The organism is Shimia sp. R9_3 (assembly GCF_017743755.1).
Classification (GTDB): domain Bacteria; phylum Pseudomonadota; class Alphaproteobacteria; order Rhodobacterales; family Rhodobacteraceae; genus Shimia.
In genome coordinates this window covers 634,470-650,390 of sequence record NZ_JAGHRP010000002.1, presented here as the reverse complement: position 1 = coordinate 650,390, position 15,921 = coordinate 634,470, and the positions used below count along the sequence as shown (strand labels likewise).

General features: G+C 58.7%; 20 protein-coding genes and 1 tRNA gene. 9 read left to right on the top strand and 12 right to left on the bottom strand.

Features of this window, described 5'->3' with window-relative positions; all coding sequences use genetic code 11:
- Positions 1 to 4: 4 nt before the first annotated feature.
- Positions 5 to 1,018: a Fe(3+) ABC transporter substrate-binding protein gene (locus J7412_RS07630; RefSeq protein WP_209078105.1), complete on the bottom strand. Its 1,014-nt coding sequence runs from the start codon at positions 1,016 to 1,018 to the stop codon at positions 5 to 7.
- Between the two features lie 182 nt (positions 1,019 to 1,200).
- Positions 1,201 to 2,031, bottom strand: a complete 831-nt coding sequence (gene mazG / locus J7412_RS07625; protein WP_209078104.1) for a nucleoside triphosphate pyrophosphohydrolase — start codon at positions 2,029 to 2,031, stop codon at positions 1,201 to 1,203.
- A gap of 63 nt (positions 2,032 to 2,094) precedes the next feature.
- On the opposite strand from mazG, the gene J7412_RS07620 reads away from it, so the two are divergent.
- The 3 genes from J7412_RS07620 to J7412_RS07610 all read left to right on the top strand — a co-directional run bounded on the left by J7412_RS07620 (position 2,095) and on the right by J7412_RS07610 (position 4,859).
- Positions 2,095 to 3,255 carry a M20 aminoacylase family protein gene (locus tag J7412_RS07620; RefSeq protein WP_209078103.1) on the top strand — a complete coding sequence of 387 codons (1,161 nt, stop codon included), beginning with the start codon at positions 2,095 to 2,097 and terminating at the stop codon, positions 3,253 to 3,255.
- 115 nt (positions 3,256 to 3,370) lie between these two features.
- On the top strand, positions 3,371 to 4,336 hold the full coding sequence (gene speB, locus J7412_RS07615) for an agmatinase (protein WP_209078102.1): 966 nt from the start codon (positions 3,371 to 3,373) through the stop codon (positions 4,334 to 4,336).
- 115 nt (positions 4,337 to 4,451) lie between these two features.
- Positions 4,452 to 4,859 (top strand): DUF1499 domain-containing protein, encoded by a 408-nt coding sequence (locus J7412_RS07610; RefSeq protein WP_209078101.1) that lies wholly within the window; start codon positions 4,452 to 4,454, stop codon positions 4,857 to 4,859.
- On the opposite strand, the gene J7412_RS07605 is transcribed toward J7412_RS07610, so the two are convergent.
- A complete protein-coding gene (locus J7412_RS07605; protein ID WP_247742751.1) occupies positions 4,779 to 5,069 on the bottom strand; it encodes a hypothetical protein in 291 nt (96 codons plus the stop codon). The two genes, J7412_RS07610 and J7412_RS07605, sit on opposite strands and share 81 nt — an antisense overlap.
- An 83-nt stretch (positions 5,070 to 5,152) precedes the next feature.
- Between J7412_RS07605 and prfA the strand changes: the two genes are divergently transcribed.
- From prfA to J7412_RS07590, 3 genes are all read left to right on the top strand, one after another.
- Complete coding sequence (prfA, locus tag J7412_RS07600) at positions 5,153 to 6,202, top strand: peptide chain release factor 1 (RefSeq protein WP_209078099.1); 1,050 nt, start codon at positions 5,153 to 5,155, stop codon at positions 6,200 to 6,202.
- On the top strand, positions 6,199 to 7,038 hold the full coding sequence (gene prmC, locus J7412_RS07595) for a peptide chain release factor N(5)-glutamine methyltransferase (RefSeq protein WP_348540479.1): 840 nt from the start codon (positions 6,199 to 6,201) through the stop codon (positions 7,036 to 7,038). The genes prfA and prmC overlap by 4 nt, the downstream gene beginning before the upstream one ends.
- 218 nt (positions 7,039 to 7,256) lie before the next feature.
- Positions 7,257 to 7,877, top strand: a complete 621-nt coding sequence (locus J7412_RS07590; protein ID WP_209062007.1) for a DUF4167 domain-containing protein — start codon at positions 7,257 to 7,259, stop codon at positions 7,875 to 7,877.
- Positions 7,878 to 7,958: 81 nt separating this feature from the next.
- Here the strand turns inward: J7412_RS07590 and J7412_RS07585 are convergent, their stop codons facing one another.
- From J7412_RS07585 to J7412_RS07575, 3 genes are all read right to left on the bottom strand, one after another.
- Positions 7,959 to 8,927 (bottom strand): Gfo/Idh/MocA family oxidoreductase, encoded by a 969-nt coding sequence (locus tag J7412_RS07585; protein ID WP_209078098.1) that lies wholly within the window; start codon positions 8,925 to 8,927, stop codon positions 7,959 to 7,961.
- Between the two features lie 166 nt (positions 8,928 to 9,093).
- Positions 9,094 to 9,990, bottom strand: coding sequence for an RNA polymerase sigma factor RpoH (gene rpoH, locus J7412_RS07580; protein ID WP_209078097.1), 897 nt, complete (start codon positions 9,988 to 9,990; stop codon positions 9,094 to 9,096).
- A gap of 181 nt (positions 9,991 to 10,171) precedes the next feature.
- Positions 10,172 to 10,993: a LysR family transcriptional regulator gene (locus J7412_RS07575; RefSeq protein ID WP_209078096.1), complete on the bottom strand. Its 822-nt coding sequence runs from the start codon at positions 10,991 to 10,993 to the stop codon at positions 10,172 to 10,174.
- A gap of 94 nt (positions 10,994 to 11,087) precedes the next feature.
- Here J7412_RS07575 and J7412_RS07570 point away from each other — a divergent pair, with 94 nt between their 5' ends.
- Positions 11,088 to 11,489: a hypothetical protein gene (locus J7412_RS07570; protein ID WP_209078095.1), complete on the top strand. Its 402-nt coding sequence runs from the start codon at positions 11,088 to 11,090 to the stop codon at positions 11,487 to 11,489.
- Positions 11,490 to 11,589: 100 nt separating this feature from the next.
- Here the strand turns inward: J7412_RS07570 and J7412_RS07565 are convergent, their stop codons facing one another.
- Positions 11,590 to 12,618 carry an RluA family pseudouridine synthase gene (locus tag J7412_RS07565; RefSeq protein WP_209078094.1) on the bottom strand — a complete coding sequence of 343 codons (1,029 nt, stop codon included), beginning with the start codon at positions 12,616 to 12,618 and terminating at the stop codon, positions 11,590 to 11,592.
- Here J7412_RS07565 and J7412_RS07560 point away from each other — a divergent pair.
- Positions 12,617 to 12,943 (top strand): DUF6476 family protein, encoded by a 327-nt coding sequence (locus J7412_RS07560; protein ID WP_209078093.1) that lies wholly within the window; start codon positions 12,617 to 12,619, stop codon positions 12,941 to 12,943. The two genes, J7412_RS07565 and J7412_RS07560, sit on opposite strands and share 2 nt — an antisense overlap.
- Before the next feature lie 77 nt (positions 12,944 to 13,020).
- Here J7412_RS07560 and J7412_RS07555 read toward each other — a convergent pair whose 3' ends face one another.
- From J7412_RS07555 to J7412_RS07545, 3 genes are all read right to left on the bottom strand, one after another.
- Positions 13,021 to 13,272, bottom strand: a complete 252-nt coding sequence (locus J7412_RS07555; protein ID WP_209078092.1) for a hypothetical protein — start codon at positions 13,270 to 13,272, stop codon at positions 13,021 to 13,023.
- A 151-nt stretch (positions 13,273 to 13,423) separates the two neighbouring features.
- Positions 13,424 to 13,500: transfer RNA gene (locus J7412_RS07550), tRNA-His, on the bottom strand.
- A 45-nt stretch (positions 13,501 to 13,545) separates the two neighbouring features.
- A complete protein-coding gene (locus J7412_RS07545) occupies positions 13,546 to 14,034 on the bottom strand; it encodes a GNAT family N-acetyltransferase (RefSeq protein WP_348540478.1) in 489 nt (162 codons plus the stop codon).
- A gap of 175 nt (positions 14,035 to 14,209) precedes the next feature.
- Here J7412_RS07545 and J7412_RS07540 point away from each other — a divergent pair, with 175 nt between their 5' ends.
- Entirely contained in the window at positions 14,210 to 14,395 is a 186-nt protein-coding gene (locus J7412_RS07540; RefSeq protein WP_209060708.1) for a DUF6324 family protein, read from the top strand.
- A 182-nt stretch (positions 14,396 to 14,577) separates the two neighbouring features.
- Here J7412_RS07540 and J7412_RS07535 read toward each other — a convergent pair whose 3' ends face one another.
- Positions 14,578 to 15,042 carry an MmcB family DNA repair protein gene (locus J7412_RS07535; RefSeq protein ID WP_209078090.1) on the bottom strand — a complete coding sequence of 155 codons (465 nt, stop codon included), beginning with the start codon at positions 15,040 to 15,042 and terminating at the stop codon, positions 14,578 to 14,580.
- Between the two features lie 285 nt (positions 15,043 to 15,327).
- Positions 15,328 to 15,903, bottom strand: a complete 576-nt coding sequence (locus tag J7412_RS07530) for an STM3941 family protein (protein ID WP_209078089.1) — start codon at positions 15,901 to 15,903, stop codon at positions 15,328 to 15,330.
- Positions 15,904 to 15,921 lie beyond the last annotated feature (18 nt).

Genomic DNA, 15,921 nt, shown 5'->3' with positions numbered 1-15,921 from the left:
GGCCTCAGCCGTCAAAATCGACTTCTTCAACCAGCTTGAGCGCCTCGGCGCGGTGGCCGGCGAGGGTCATCAGGTTCACGTCGTCAGCGGTGAACTCACCCCAGCTCTGCACCAGAGGATCGGCTTCCATGCCCGGCGCGATTGGGTATTCGAAGTTGGCCGAGGCATAGACTTCCTGCGCCTTGGAGCCGGTCAGGAATTCCATCATCTTGATGGCGTTTTCCTTGTTGGGCGCAGCTTTGGTCAGCGCGATGCCGGAGATGTTCACATGGGTGCCGCCGTCCTCAAAGGTCGGGAACACGATGTTCACACTGTCGGCCCAGGCCTGCTGCTCAGTGTCTTTGAGCATTTTGCCCATGTAGTAGGTGTTGCCCACAGCGAGGTCACATTCACCGGCCCAGATCGCCTTGACCTGTGCGCGGTCGTTGCCTTGCGGCTTGCGCGCGAGGTTGTTTTTCACGCCTTCCAGCCAGGTTTTGGCTTCGGCTTCGCCGTGATGCTCGATCACAGCGGAGGTCAGAGCGACGTTATAGGCATGGGTGCCGGAACGGGTGCAGATGCGGCCTTCCCATTTCGGGTCTGCGAGATCCTCATAGGTGGTGACTTCGCCCTCTGCGACGCGGTCTTTGGAAGCGTAGACAATCCGTGCGCGGGTGGTCAGGCCAAACCAGTGGCCTTCTGGATCGCGGTAAGCTTCCGGCACATTGGCGACGATCACGTCGCTGATCACAGGCTGGGTCACACCGGCCTCAACCACCGCGTTCAGGCGGGAGATATCAACGGTCAGCACCAGATCGGCAGGGGAGCGATCCCCCTCTGCCTGCAGACGCTCCACCATGCCTTTTTTGAGGTAGGCCACATTCACCTTGATGCCGGTTTCTTCGGTAAAGGCATCGGTCAGCGGCTTGATCAGCTCTGGCTGACGGTAGGAGTAGACGTTGACTTCATCAGCCATCGCCGGCGCAGCCACGGCCGCTGCGGCAAAAGCAAAAATGGAGGTGGAAAGCGCTTTGGTCATGTCATCCCTCACGGTGTCATGGTTTCGATGGGCTGCGTTAAATTTGAGTTTTTCAGTCAGGTCAATACCTGAACAAATTATTCAGGTTTGATATTTGCGTGAACGGCGGCCTCTCAGCGCCAACGCCTGCGCCCATGTCCGGCGCAGGTTTCAGGGGCAAGTCGCCCGCTCAGACGCGGGTTTTACCCCTGCCCCTTGGCCGCCTTCTCTTCGGCTTTGACCGCATCCCAGAGCGCATCCATCTCGGCCAGATCGCTCTGCTCCGGACGTTTGCCTTGGGCCGCGAGCTTGGCCTCAACCCCTTCAAAACGCCGCACAAATTTGGCGTTTGTGGCCCGCAGGGCGGCTTCGGGATCAATCTTGAGATGCCGTGCGAGATTGGCCATCACAAAGAGAAGGTCGCCAAACTCCTCCTCGATCTCATCTTGGGTCAACCGGTCGCGTGCCTCAGCAAGCTCACCGGCCTCTTCGACAATCTTATCAACCACTTGCCCGATGTCCGGCCAATCAAATCCCACCCGTGCGGCACGCTTTTGCAGCTTCACGGCGCGCAGTAAGGCTGGCAGGCCCAGAGCCACACCATCCAGCGTGCCCTCTTGCGCTTTACCGGCACGCTCCGCCGCCTTCACCGTCTCCCAATCGCGTGTCTGTTGCTCGGCGGATTTGTCGCGGCTTTCATCGCCAAAGACATGCGGATGCCGCGCGACCATCTTGTCAGACATGGTGTCTGCCACCTGATCAAAGGTGAAAAGCCCCTTCTCAGCCGCCATCTGAGCGTGAAACACCGATTGAAACAGCAGATCGCCAAGCTCGCCTTTCAGCTCATCCCAGGCCTCACGCTCAATCGCATCGGCCACCTCATAGGCCTCCTCAATGGTGTAAGGCGCAATGGTGGCGAAATCCTGCTCGATATCCCAGGGGCAGCCATGGTCCGGATCCCGCAAACGGCGCATAATCTCCAAAAGGCGCGGCATGCCGCCATTGGGATCAAGGATAAGGTGGTCTTCGGCCATTGCGCTACGCTCCAGTCTTTGGTTTGGAGGCATCTGAGCGAATTGATGGAGGGGAGTCCAGACATGCCAATCGTGAATCGCATCGCAGATTACGCGGAAGAGATGAAAACATGGCGGCGTCACCTGCACGCCCACCCGGAGTTGGAATTTGACTGCGTGGAAACGGCGGCCTTTGTGGTAGAGCGCCTGAAAGAGTTCGGCGTGGATGAAATCCATGAAGGCATCGCCAAAACCGGCGTGGTCGCGATCATCAATGGTGAGGGCGATGGCGAGACCATTGGTCTGCGCGCAGATATGGACGCCTTGCCCATGGATGAAATCACCGGTGCGGACCACGCCAGCACGGTCGCAGGCAAAATGCACGCCTGCGGTCATGACGGGCACACCACCATGCTGCTCGGGGCGGCCAAATACCTTGCCGAGACCCGCAATTTCTCCGGCCGTGTGGCGTTGATCTTCCAACCGGCCGAAGAAGAAGGCGGCGGCGGCAACATCATGGTGCAGGAAGGTGTGATGGAGCGCTTTGATGTCAAAGAGGTCTATGCGCTGCACAATGTGCCGGGCCAGCCTCTGGGCAGCTTTCACACCACGCCGGGGCCGATCATGGCGGCGGTTGATACCTTCACGATCCACATTCAGGGCAAAGGCGGCCATGGAGCCTACCCCCAGGACACGGTTGATCCGGTGGTGGCTGCAGTGGCCATGGTCAATGCGATCCAGACCATTGTCAGCCGCAACCATGACACCCGCCAGCAGGCGGTTGTGTCGGTGACGCAGATCCATGCGGGCAGCGCCAACAATGTGATCCCCGATGGCGGTTTCATCAATGGCACCATCCGCACCTTTGACAAGGATGTGCAGGCGATGATCCACCGCCGCCTTGAGGAGATTTCCAAAGGCACCGCAGCCGCTTACGGGCTGGACGCGACGCTGGAGCTGGATGTGGATTACCCCGCCACCATCAACCACCCAAAGCAGACCCATTTTGCCACCGATGTCGCCCGCGAGATCGCTGGTGAGGCCAATGTGGACGCCGAGCAATGGATGGAGATGGGCGCGGAAGATTTCTCCTACATGCTGGAAGCGCGCCCCGGGGCTTATCTCTTCCTTGGTGCGGGCGAAGGCGCCGGGCTGCACCACCCTGCCTTTGATTTCAACGACGAGATCAGCCCGATTGGCGCGTCTTTCTTTGCCAAGCTCGTGGAAACGGCACAGCCGCGCTGATCCACCCCAGATTTTTGGGCAGCAGCCTCACAACAAGCCCTTCCGCAATCGGGAGGGCTTGACCTTTTTGTGTCTACAGACGAAATTTGATCAAATTTTCAAATGAGGACTCCCCATGGCGCTCGAAGATGCCAAAACCCAGGTCGACAATGCCTTCACGCGCAAAGCGCCGCACGGTTTGAGCTTTGAAAACACCTTTGGGGGGGCCACTTCCTTTCTGCGCCGCCGCTACAGCAAAGATCTGACAGGCGTCGACATCGCCGTGACGGGCGTGCCGTTTGACATGGCGGTGACCAACCGCCCGGGCACCCGCCTTGGCCCACGCGCCATCCGCGAAGCCAGCGCCATTCAGGCCTTCGATCCGCCTTACGGCTGGGGCTATGACCCGATGACCGAACTCAGCATCGTGGATTATGGCGATCTGGCTTTTGACTATGCGCGGGTGATGGAGTTTCCGGACGCGCTGACCAGTCATATCCGCAGCATTCTGGAGGCCGACACCGCCAGCATTGCGCTGGGCGGGGATCACTACATCACCTACCCGATCCTGAAGGCTTATGCCGAGAAGTTCGGCCCCATGAGCCTTTTGCAATTTGACGCCCACACAGACACTTGGGCCGATGATGAGCCGAACCGGATCGACCATGGCACCATGCTTTACAAAGCGGTGAAAGACGGGCTTGTGGATCCCTCGCGCTCGGTTCAGGTGGGGATCCGCACCGAGAACCCGGACACGCTTGGCTTCAACATCATTGATGCGCGCGAAGTGCATGTGAATGGCCCTGTGGCAGTGGCGGAGAAGATCAAAGGCATTCTGGGCGACCACCCGACCTATCTGACCTTTGACATCGACGGGCTTGATCCCGCCTTTGCGCCCGGCACCGGCACTCCGGTCTGGGGTGGTCTGTCCAGCGGTCAGGCCAGCATCATCCTGCGCGATATTGCCGGCATCAATATGGTGGGCGGCGATGTGGTTGAGGTGTCTCCGCCGTTTGACACCACCGGCGCAACCGCCGTTGCTGGGGCCCATGTGGCGCTCGAACTGATCTGTCTGTGGGGGTGGACGCGGCGGAAAGCTTGACGCGCCCCGCATCTGCTTTGATCCTGATCCACAACAGAGGCGGCAGCGTATCATGAAGGACGCGGGCGAAGACCTTGCCCGCAAACAAAAAACCACCTCTCACAGGAGACCGACGATGAGCTATATCTGGGTATTTTTTGCGGTGGTGGCGCTTCTGGCGGTCTATGTGCGTGTGGCACCGAGTGATCCGGCAAAATGGCATGTGGCTGCGCAATTTGATCAAAACAGCGACGGCGAGAACAGCGCCCGCCGGATTGTCGACACCGGCCCTGACGGTCTCACCCGATTGAACGAAATAGCGCTGAGCACGCCGCGCACTACGGTGCTCGCTGGTGCGCTTGAGGACGGCATGATCACCTATGTGACCCGCTCCAAACTGCTGTCTTATCCGGATTACACCACCGCCCAGCAGGTCGGTGACACGCTCAAGATCAACGCGCGCTCACGATTTGGGAAAAAGGACTTCGGTGTGAATGCCAAACGCATCGAGGCTTGGATCGCGGCTCTGGGGCAACGGGGATAGGTTGGAGCTGAGGCACCCGGGCGAAATTTCGCGCCACATCGGCACGTTCAGCGACATCTGACACTGTGCCATGAACATGCGCCCATCGACCTGCAAACAGATGGTTTCGCCAAGCTCGATCCGCTGCCCCTGTTTGTCGGTGCAATAGCAATCTACCGGCACACCGTTGATCATCCCATCCGCCATGGCGGGGGGCGCAAAGAGCATCATCACCACAAACAACCGTCTCATAAGGCCATGCTACACCAAAAGGCAGCCCTTGACCAAACCCCGAGATTGTCCCACTTAGCGACATGGTTCCGATAGAGCGATTACATCAGATCACCCAGCGTTTTGAGTTCCTTGAGGCGCAGATGGCCGAAGGCGGCGGCGACATTGCTGCGCTGGCCAAGGAATATGCCGATCTCAAGCCCGTGGTGGAGCAGATCGCAGCGTATCAGCGCCTGCTTTCCGACATTGAGGAAGCCGAAGAGATGCTCGGCGATCCCGATATGAAGGCGCTTGCCGAAGAAGAGCTGCCGGAGCTGCGCGCGGCTGTGCCAGAGGCCGAACACGCCCTGCAGCTCGCGCTTTTGCCCAAAGACGCGGCAGACGCCCGCCCGGCCATTCTGGAAATCCGTCCCGGCACCGGCGGCGATGAGGCCGCGCTTTTTGCAGGTGACCTGCTGCGCATGTATCAGCGCTATGCCGAAGCACGCGGCTGGAAGCTGGAAATCCTTGAGGAAAACGCCACTGAGCTTGGCGGCATCAAGGAAGTGGTTGCCCATATCAAAGGCGAAAACGTTTTTGCCCGGATGAAGTTTGAATCCGGCGTACACCGCGTGCAGCGTGTGCCCACCACTGAAAGCGGCGGGCGCATCCATACCTCGGCGGCCACTGTCGCTGTGCTGCCGGAAGCGGAAGACGTGGACATTCAGATCGACGCCAGTGATATCCGCATCGACACCATGCGCGCCTCAGGCTCCGGCGGTCAGCACGTGAACACCACCGACTCGGCTGTGCGGATCACACACCTGCCCACCGGCATCATCGTGACCAGCTCGGAAAAATCCCAGCACCGCAATCGCGAGATTGCCATGCAGGTTCTCAAAACCCGCCTGTTTGATCTGGAGCGCCAGCGTATTGCCGATGAGCGTGCCGCGGATCGGGCTGGCCAGGTGGGCTCAGGCGACCGCTCAGAGCGCATCCGCACCTACAACTTCCCCCAAGGCCGCATGACCGACCACCGCATCAACCTCACGCTTTATAAGCTGGATCAGGTGATGCAGGGCGATCTGGACGAAACCATCGACGCACTCACCGCAGACGCACAGGCGGCAGCACTGGCGGAGATGGAAGGGTGAGCCTGACCATCGCTGACCTGATCAAACAAGCGCAGAATTCTCTCACCGCTGGCGCAATTGACAGCGCTGCGCGTGATGCAAGGTTTCTGGTGGCGAAAGCGGTCGACATGCCTGCTGACCGGCTCACGCTTGAAGCGCGCAGCGAAGCAACGCTGACGCAGCAAACCGCCTTGCTTGGCCTTGTCGCCCGCCGCCTGTCGCGCGAGCCTTTGTCGCATATTCTGGGCAAACGGGCCTTCTTCAATCACAGCTTTGCGGTCACGGCCGCGACGCTTGACCCGCGCCCGGAAACCGAGGCCTTGGTGCTTGAGGCGTTAAAGCGCCCCTTCCAATCCGTGCTCGATCTCGGCACAGGCACCGGTGCCATTGCAATTTCCCTGTTGGCAGAGCGGCCCGACGCGCGCGGCACCGCCACAGATGTCTCTGCCGATGCCCTCGCGGTCGCCCGCCAGAACGCTGATGAGATCGGCGTGGCAGATCGGCTGACGCTGACAGAAAGCAATTGGTTTGCCGCCGTTGACGGCAGCTTTGACCTCATCGTGTCCAACCCGCCTTATATCGCATTGGTTGAAATGGACGCCCTCGCACCAGAGCTGTCTTATGAGCCGCGCATCGCGTTGACGGATGAAGCGGACGGGCTCACCGCCTACCGCGCCATCACCAAAGGCGCGCCAGACCATCTTGCGCCCGCGGGTTGGCTGATGGTGGAAATCGGCTGGCAGCAGGGGCCGGATGTGACCGCGCTTTTTGAGGAGGCCGGTTTGCAAAACGTCGCTGTGCTGCCGGATCTGGATGGGCGTGACCGCGTGGTGATCGGGCAAAAACGCCCAACATAACGAGATATTTTTGCAATTGAGCGCATTCTAGACAGAAAACCTCTTGTGTGAGAACCAAATGCGCCATATCAAGTTCGTGTCCTTTTGCTGGATCCCCTATTTTCAGGGCCGTCCCGATCGGACACCAAGCCACAAATTGTCGCCCCCGGAAGACAGAGCGCACGAGGCGTGAAACGGGATGAGCGACCGCCATGGACCAAGGCTGGATTGCTGAAAACATGAGATCTTCGAAGTCACGTTCGCGGAATAAGTCAAACCGCAACCGTCCCTCCGGCAATATCGTCAACCGTGTGTTTGACAGTTCCGGCCCGGAAGGAAAAGTACGCGGCACCCCACAACAGGTGATCGACAAATACAACCAGCTGGCCCGCGACAGCCAGCTTTCCAATGACCGTGTTGCGACGGAGAACTTCCAGCAGCACGCAGAGCATTACCAGCGCATGCTGAACGAAGCGCAGCGCGAGCAAGAGGCGCGCCGCGAAGAGCAGGAACGCCAGAACCGGGAGCGTCAGGCAGAGCGGGATCGCGAGCGCCGCGAGCGTATGGAGCGCCAGGAGCGTGAGGCCAACGGTGGCGAGGGCAAGGCCCAGCCGCAGGCGGATGAAGCGATGCCAACGGTGGACCCGTCTGAAGCCGAACAACCTGATCTGATCGTGGATGTGGCCGAAGAAAGCGCGCTGGTGGAAACCCCGGAAACACAGCCGGAAGCGCCAAAGCCTGCGCCCAAGAAAGCGCCACGCAAGCGCGCGCCGCGCAAGAAGGCCCCTGCCCCAGCGGCAGAGGACGCCCCGGCAGAGGCTCCTGCGCCAGAAGCGGAAAGCAACGACGCGGCCGAATAAGCCAACTCTGTTAAAGACATCAAAAAAGCCCTCGGTGGAGATCCTCCCCCGAGGGCTTTTCATTTGAAAGGTGCACCGCGCTTAAGCGGTGGCGAGCACCTGATCCACCATGGCCTGCGTGCCGCGCGCCTGTTCCAGCGGCCAGAGATAAGCCTCACCTGTCCGCAGCGCATGCCCAAAGGCCTCCACCTGCAGCACATAGTGGTTCACTCCGGGGAACCGCTCCACGCGGCGGCTTTGATCGGGCCGTGACAGAACCAGCTCCGCCTGATCAAACACGGCGGCATTGAAAGGACATGTCAGGCTCATCACCCCGGCGTCGCCATGAAAATGCACTTCCTGACGCGGGGCCATACGGATGGCGGTGTAGCCCTGATAGGTGAAGCTGGGGAAGGTGAAGCTCATATCGGCAAAGAGGTCGATGCCGTTTTCCATCTGTACCCGCGTGTGATCGAGCGAGACCGGCTCCTCTCCGGTGACAAAACGCGCGCCGCCCAGCACGTAGCAGCCGATGTCGCGCAAGCCGCCGCCGCCAATATCAGCCTGATTGCGGATGTTGGCAGGGTCGTCATTGAAATAGGAAAACACCGCGTTCACGTGGCGCAAAGTGCCTATGGCCCCTTCCTCCAGCAGTGTCTTGGCCCGCTGCCATTGCGGATGATGCACAATCATGAAGGCCTCCGCCGCCAGAACACCGGCCTTGTCCCGCGCCGCGATCAAACGGTCGATCTCTGCCACATCCATGCCGATGGGTTTTTCGCAGAGCACCGCCTTACCGGCCTCAAGCGTTTTGATCGCCCATTCCACATGCAAATGGTTGGGCAGCGGGATGTAGACCGCATCGATTTCCGGATCGGCGAGCAGTGCCTCATAGCTTGTGTGGTGACGCAGCCCCGGCGCGAAAGCCTCGAAAGCGGCCACCTTCTCCGCGCTGGAGCTCGCCACCGCCGCCAGCTGTGCGCCTTTGGCGGCATGGATCGCCGGCCCCATGTGATTGAGGGCAAAATTTGCCGCCCCGAGAATACCCCATCGAATGGTTTTGTCAGTCATGTTAGCGCTCCCTCCCTCTGAACGTGCAGAGCCTAGTCTCCGCGTTCCCTAGAGGCAACCGCCCGCGTCATCTGTGAGATCGCAGATCCATGAGCCAAAGGAGGCCGCAATGAAAAACGCCGATCCTGAAAGGACCGGCGCTCTTATCTATGTGGTTTGTTTGCGCTTAGTTCGCTGCGAGCATCCCGCGGCTGGAGGCCAGCTCGCGCATGCGCTTTTGCAGTTTTTCAAAGGCGCGCACTTCGATTTGGCGGATGCGTTCGCGGCTCACGTCATATTGCCCGCTCAGATCCTCAAGCGTCACCGCTTTGTCCGCCAGTCGGCGCTGGGTGAGAATGTCCTTCTCGCGGTCATTCAGCACATCCATCGCTTCAACCAGCAGCTCACGGCGGGCAGCGAGCTCGTCCCTGGCCTCATAATCCGCCGCCTGATCCGCGGTTTCATCTTCCAGCCAGTCCTGCCACTCCATGGTGCCTTCGCCCTCGGAGCCGACCTGTGCGTTCAGGGAGGCATCCCCGCCCGACAGGCGCCGGTTCATGGAGATCACCTCTTCTTCGGTCACCCCGAGATCATTGGCGATGCGCTCCACGTTTTCAGGACGAAGATCGCCTTCTTCCAGCGCGCCGATACGGGCCTTGGCCTTGCGCAGGTTGAAGAACAGCTTCTTCTGCGCGCTGGTGGTGCCAAGTTTCACCATGGACCAGCTGCGCAGCACATATTCCTGAATGCTCGCGCGGATCCACCACATGGCATAGGTCGCCAGACGGAAGCCTTTTTCCGGATCAAACTTCTTGACCGCCTGCATCAGGCCCACATTGGCCTCGGAGATCACCTCCGCCTGCGGCAGGCCGTAGCCGCGATAGCCCATGGCGATCTTGGCCGCCAGACGCAGGTGCGAGGTCACCATTTTATGGGCCGCTGTCGCGTCCTGTTCCTCAACCCAGCGCTTGGCCAGCATGTATTCTTCTTCCGGCTCAAGGAGCGGGAATTTGCGAATTTCCTGCAAGTAGCGGTTCAGACCGCCCTCTGGTGTCGGTGCGGGCAGGTTTGCATAATTTGCCATAAGTCTTGCCTCCCAATCGTATGTTTATCTGCTTAACATTGATCTAGGTCGCCAAATGCGTGTTTCAATAGGCAGATGTGAATTTCTGACTCTCAGAGTAGGGTTTACTACGCGACCACACCAGCTTTAGACCAGTGTTTCACATGCATTTGCGCTTTGTTTCACACGCATGGCTAGACCATCAGCCCCCTGCCAGGGCTACAAACTTAGCCGCAACCTCCTGCGCAAAGCTGGTTTTTCGCGCTGACAGCCCCACCACACGTGTCAAAGCCACGTCAACGCGCAGGGGGCGGACTTCGACCCCGCCATGGGCCGCCTGATGCGCCATTGGCACCAGCGCAACGCCCAGCCCTGCGGCCACCAGATCCAACACCTGAAGGTCATTTAAGGCCCGCGCATGCGCCTCTGACACCGCCATCGGCGCCACCCGCATCAGATCGGCATTCGGACAATAGGGGCGCAGAATTTGCGGCTCATTGGCAATATCCTCCAAACACAGGCTTTCCGCCGCAGCGAGCACATGCCCTTTGGGCAAGGCCACACCAAACTTATCCTCGCTCAGTTTGGAAAAACTGTGGCCTTTGGGCTGACAGCCTTCGGTCACCAAGGCCACATCCGCCTCTTCCACATTGTCGCAAAAGGCCAGCACCACCTGCGGCATGGCCTGTCTGAGCTGATGAAACAGCGGCATATAGGGCGCCATCAGCACATCCGGTTGGGCATAAACCCTCAGAACCTGCCGGGGTTTTGGCTTCAGACGATCAGGCAAGCCTGCCAAGGTGGCGACAGAGGCGGATGCCTCCTGATAAAGGCGCTGCCCCAGATCGGTTGGCGACAACCCGCGACGCTCCCGCAAGAACACCGCCCCCTCCAATGTGGTCTCAAGTTTCTGAATGGCAGCGGACACGGTGGGCTGGCTGACACCATTGACCCGCGCCGCCGCGCTGAACGAGCCGGTTTCATAGGCGCTGACAAAATATGTGAGTGCGGTCAGCTCTACCATAGCCAATTCCTATATCAAATCTATATAACACCTGAATTCCTTATACTTGAAAATCCTGCCATCCAAAACCTGTAATCATTTTGGGAGCACAGGAATGACCACCGCGATTGAGACGTTGTTACAGAAGTTTGCTGAGGCGGATGCCAGCATGATCACGCTTTTGGCCGAAGACATCGATTTTCGGATTGACCACTATAAAGACGAGGCTGATGTGAGCTGGCAGGCGGGCAAAGGGTTGGCCGCATTGGGAGAGATACTGCAGCGCCTTGCTATGGAGGTGTTCCCCAAAGGCACGAAGGCGCTGCGTATTGAAACCACAGCACTGGATCAGGAAGGCTGGCATCTGACCCGGTTTGAACAGGAATTTTTCTACGGGCTTGGCGGCTGTCCCTGCCGCAGCAGCACCTACATCCTCTCGCATGAGTCGGACGGCAAGGTCGATTTCTTTCGTGAAACCGTCACCGAAATCATAGATTTGTCACAGGCGACACACTGAGGCACAGCGGACTCGCCGATGGTGACAACATGATCTGAGCCAACCGTATCTGGCTCAGATCCTTGGGCTTTCACAGGCCAACCTGTGGACTTACGCCTCTTCAGACCCCGCCGAGATCCTCAATCAACTGCGCCATATCTTCTGGCAGGGGCGCTTCAAACCGCAGAGTTTCCCCTGTGACCGGATGCTCAAAGCCCAGAACAGCGGCGTGCAGCGCCTGACGGTCAAAACTTCGCGCGGCGCCTGCGCCTTTGACGCCGATTGCCTTTTCAGGCAGCTTGCGACGGCCGCCATAGACCGGATCCCCGATCAGCCCGTGGCCGGCATGGGCCATATGCACGCGGATCTGGTGGGTGCGGCCGGTCTCAAGCCAGCATTCCACCAGACAGGCCACCGCCGGATTGCCAAAAGGCTGTACGATCCGCACCCGCGTGACCGCATGGCGCCCGCCTTCAAACAGCACCGCCTGACGCTGTCGATCTGTCTTGTGACGCGCCAGATGGGTGGTGATTTTCATGATGTTGCCGGATTCAAAATTCACGCCGCGCACACCACGCAGGCGTGGGTCATTGGCATCCGGCACCCCATAGCACACCGCGCGGTAGTAACGTTCCACCGTGTGAGCCTCAAACTGCGCCGCCAGCCCCTGATGGGCCGCGTCTGTCTTGGCCACCACCAGGAGGCCACTGGTTTCCTTGTCAATGCGGTGCACAATGCCGGGGCGCTTCATACCGCCCACACCGGAAAGCGTGTCGCCGCAATGATGCAGCAGCGCGTTCACCAAGGTGCCATTGGGCGTGCCCGGTGCTGGATGCACCACCATGCCCGCCGGTTTGTTGATCACAATGAGATCATCATCTTCCCAGATCACCTCAAGCGGAATGTCCTCTGGGCCGATGTGGCTGTCCTCGGCCACTGGCACGGTGATTATGACCGCATCGCCCTCTGCCACCTTGTGCTTCGGGTCGGTCACCGTCACTCCGTTGAGCGCCACGCCGCCCTCAGAGATGAGTTTGGCAAGCCGCGTGCGGCTCAGGCTGGCTTCCACTGGCACATCACGCGAAAGCGCCTTATCAAGACGCTTGGGCGGGTCTTCCGCGATCACAAATTCTACAAGGGTTTCCGCCATGGAAGAGTCTCCGGAACCAATTGAGCCAACCAACCTGCGCTTTCTGCGCCTTCTGGTCACGGGCCTGACTGTGGTGATGATGGTGGGGCTTGTAACGGTGGTTGCGCTGATTGTCATGCGCTTCCGTGACGATGGGCCGATCCTGCCGGAAAACCTCACGCTGGACGGCGGTGCAGAGGCGCAGGCGGTCACCATGGGGGACGGCTGGGTGGCCATTGTGACCACCGACAACCGCATTTTGATTCACGACCGCATCACCGGTGCACTGCGCCAGGAAATCGCGCTGACGGCAGGGGGTTTTGGGAACAATCCTAAAGAACAGTGACCTTTGCGGCTTCAAATCGACGAAACGCACCCCCAGCCAGATCGAACCAAAGAGTCCAATTTCAGAGAGCCAAAAGCTCACCTTTTACGCTGATCGTTGTTCCCCCGTTTTTCTTCGGCACTACGATCAAAGGTCACCCACTCATAGAAAAGAAAAAATGGTATACCGCAAAAAATTAAGAAGTCGGCGGCAGCGCTGTAACTGGACGCCGCAAACTTCTCTGGAAAGTAGATTTTGTAAATCAAGATCATACCAATCATCAAAACAATAAACAAAAACTCTCGCCAAATTTCGACAATGAAACGCTTAATCAATTCAGATCCTTTCACATACGGATATGCTGGAGGTGCGCTAGCCTCAGGGCTTCAATACGAATAGCGTTTTGGTGGTCTTCCGCGCAAGCAACGAGATGACCTTGTTAGTTTGGTATGCGCCCAAAAACAAAAAAGCTCTCAGCCGTAACAGCTGAGAGCTTTTTGATGGTACCGCCTCCCCGGCTCGAACGGGGGACCTCTGGATCCACAATCCAGCGCTCTAACCTACTGAGCTAAGGCGGCACTGTGAGGGGCGGTTTACAGATACCATTCAGGGGATGCAAGCACCTAAAACACGATTTCCCAGGTTTGTTCGACAAGATCGCATCCAAAGCTGTGCACCGGTCGGTCCGCCACACAGCGCCAGCCGTTTTTGGCATATAAAGCGCAGGCTGCCTCATGGCTTTTGTGGGTCCAGAGCGTCATGCCCTCATAGCCGACGCCTCGCGCAAACCCCATGCAGGTATCCAAAAGCCGTTGCCCCAAGCCAAAGCCGCGCGCCTCCGGCAGCACCAGAAACAGGCGCAGCTTGGCGAATCCCTCCCGGTCCGCGCGCACGCAGAAAATACATCCCAGCCGGTGCCCGTCGTGCTCAGCAATCCAACCTGATTCTTTGCCGATCTCATGGTAGACAAGAAATCCGCGGGCGATGTCTGCCACGAGGGGACCAAAGCTGTCGTCAAACCCTTCTTCGCGCGCATAGAGCGTGGCGTGGCTTTCCACCAGCCAGTCCAGATCCTGCGCCGCAAACTTCCGGAAGGTGATTCCGTCATCCACTGCCCTGCCCCCTTTAACCTCTCCACAGCCGACCTCTCCACCACGCGCCTCTCCACCGCACACCAAACCGCCAGATCCGCGCACAGCTTGCCTTTGGCGCAAGTTCACGCTACCGCAATCGGCACAACATGGAACCCCCAAGACCGACCACAAGACTGACCCCAAGGAGATCGCCATGGGCATCAACACCGAAAGCAACATCGAAGCCAACATGCAAATCGGCCCGACCGATCAGGGTTTTGTGCGCATCTATATCGAAGCCGGTGGCTTGGAGATCCCGATGGATTTTGACCCCGAGGAAGCCGAAGAAATCGCCGAAGAGATTCGCGCAGCCGCAGCCACGGCGCGTCAGGTCAAGTGAGGCTGGTTAGGGGCGCTGCCCCTGCCACATCTGCGATGTGGCTACCCCGGGATATTTGAAGAATGAGAAGCCTGGGCGGCTTCAGGCGCGCACAGCTCAGGATCTCTCTACGGTCTTTGAGTTCAAAGGCTTTGATCTCAAACCGTAAATCCCATTGCGGTAACCGCGCTCTGCCCGCGCGATCAGGCCCCCTCTTCCGCCTCCTCCGGCAGGGCCGTGAGCTTGGGATCGCGATAGCGCTGCAGGCGCCGCGCCGCATCCATGGCAAATTTCTGGATCATCTTTTTACGCCGCGCCGGAGCCAGTTTTTCTTCGGGCCCCATGCGAATGATCTCCGCATCATAGGCATCCGCAAAGATCAGCCCCGTGCCCTCCGGCAAAAGTTCGGTGGGGAAATCCGTGTCTACCGCCCAGAAATAGCGGTCGCCCCACTCAAGATAGCCCTGCCATTTCTTGTCGGTCTGAAAATCTTCGCGGCTGGATTTGCACTCAATCACCCAAAGCTCCCCTTTGGGCCCCAAGGCCATCACATCCACGCGCAGACCGCGGACGGGCACAAATTCTTCAACAGAAACAAAGCCATGACTGCGCAGATGGCGGCTGACACCACGCGCGAGGCGTTGTCCGGGTTGCAAATTCTCTTCCATACCCACAGCGTGAACATATAGAGAACAAAATTTCAAGCTCTGATTTGAAGGAACACAGGCGGGCCACCCCTTGTCTTTGCTGGGGTGCGGGCATAGATAGGTCAGCGGCGGGTGCTGCCCTTCTCGTGATACGGTTGCATTCCGGTGGCCTTAAGCAATTCCGAGGGAGCTGGCTCTGTCCTGGTCCTGGCCTGGTTACCTGGCGCCCACCTGTATATACAGGTCCTCGGGAATGAGATAACCCCACGGCTGCGTTTGCGGGCCCGCCACTTTAAGCCTCTGAGATCAGTTTTCAGAGCTTTCAAAATCCGGATTGTAGTTTTTTGCATACTGCGTGATGATCTCGACCAGTTCGTCGATGGAGGGTTCCAAATCCCCTTGGATGTAGATGGTCTTCAATCCCATTTTCGCAGAAAGCCTGCTAAGGCGGCGGCCAAAAAGATGAGCCTTAAAATTGGCCATGGCTTCCTTCTTCACAGTCACGGCCACAACACGGTTGAATCGCCCCAGTGTGGACTGATCAACCCCAGTTACCTCACTCCAAGGGATAACCGTTTTACTCATCCGATGGTCGCACAGTCCTCTTGGAGAAAGTACAAGGGGATCTCGCCTGCCAAGTAGGGCAAAAATGGTGTACCCTATCGCTGCCCCTCCAAACAAAATCAAACCTAGCCATGCTTCAAGGCTCGCAGTTTCCCAACCTTGGTCGCTCAAAATCCAGACGCTCCCTGAAGCGAAAACAGCGGACACAAGTATTGCTGATGTGATTTTCTTCAGGTCGCGCCTGATCTTCAACTCCACAGTCGGATCAATCTGTGCGCAACGAATCCCAATCACGGGTGCGTTTTCATAGACTTTCACTGTGGTGCCTTTTCCAGC

Bases quoted from the DNA above. Each gene is read 5' to 3' on its own strand.
- J7412_RS07575 (WP_209078096.1), bottom strand. From the start codon at position 10,993: ATGGTAGAGCTGACCGCACTCACATATTTTGTCAGCGCCTATGAAACC.
- J7412_RS07535 (WP_209078090.1), bottom strand. From the start codon at position 15,042: ATGGAAGAGAATTTGCAACCCGGACAACGCCTCGCGCGTGGTGTCAGC.
- J7412_RS07585 (WP_209078098.1), bottom strand. From the start codon at position 8,927: ATGACTGACAAAACCATTCGATGGGGTATTCTCGGGGCGGCAAATTTT.
- rpoH (WP_209078097.1), bottom strand. From the start codon at position 9,990: ATGGCAAATTATGCAAACCTGCCCGCACCGACACCAGAGGGCGGTCTG.
- mazG (WP_209078104.1), bottom strand. From the start codon at position 2,031: ATGGCCGAAGACCACCTTATCCTTGATCCCAATGGCGGCATGCCGCGC.
- speB (WP_209078102.1), top strand. From the start codon at position 3,371: ATGGCGCTCGAAGATGCCAAAACCCAGGTCGACAATGCCTTCACGCGC.
- J7412_RS07570 (WP_209078095.1), top strand. From the start codon at position 11,088: ATGACCACCGCGATTGAGACGTTGTTACAGAAGTTTGCTGAGGCGGAT.
- J7412_RS07565 (WP_209078094.1), bottom strand. From the start codon at position 12,618: ATGGCGGAAACCCTTGTAGAATTTGTGATCGCGGAAGACCCGCCCAAG.
- J7412_RS07560 (WP_209078093.1), top strand. From the start codon at position 12,617: ATGGAAGAGTCTCCGGAACCAATTGAGCCAACCAACCTGCGCTTTCTG.
- J7412_RS07540 (WP_209060708.1), top strand. From the start codon at position 14,210: ATGGGCATCAACACCGAAAGCAACATCGAAGCCAACATGCAAATCGGC.
- J7412_RS07620 (WP_209078103.1), top strand. From the start codon at position 2,095: ATGCCAATCGTGAATCGCATCGCAGATTACGCGGAAGAGATGAAAACA.
- J7412_RS07590 (WP_209062007.1), top strand. From the start codon at position 7,257: ATGAGATCTTCGAAGTCACGTTCGCGGAATAAGTCAAACCGCAACCGT.
- prfA (WP_209078099.1), top strand. From the start codon at position 5,153: ATGGTTCCGATAGAGCGATTACATCAGATCACCCAGCGTTTTGAGTTC.
- J7412_RS07610 (WP_209078101.1), top strand. From the start codon at position 4,452: ATGAGCTATATCTGGGTATTTTTTGCGGTGGTGGCGCTTCTGGCGGTC.
- J7412_RS07605 (WP_247742751.1), bottom strand. From the start codon at position 5,069: ATGATGCTCTTTGCGCCCCCCGCCATGGCGGATGGGATGATCAACGGT.
- J7412_RS07630 (WP_209078105.1), bottom strand. From the start codon at position 1,018: ATGACCAAAGCGCTTTCCACCTCCATTTTTGCTTTTGCCGCAGCGGCC.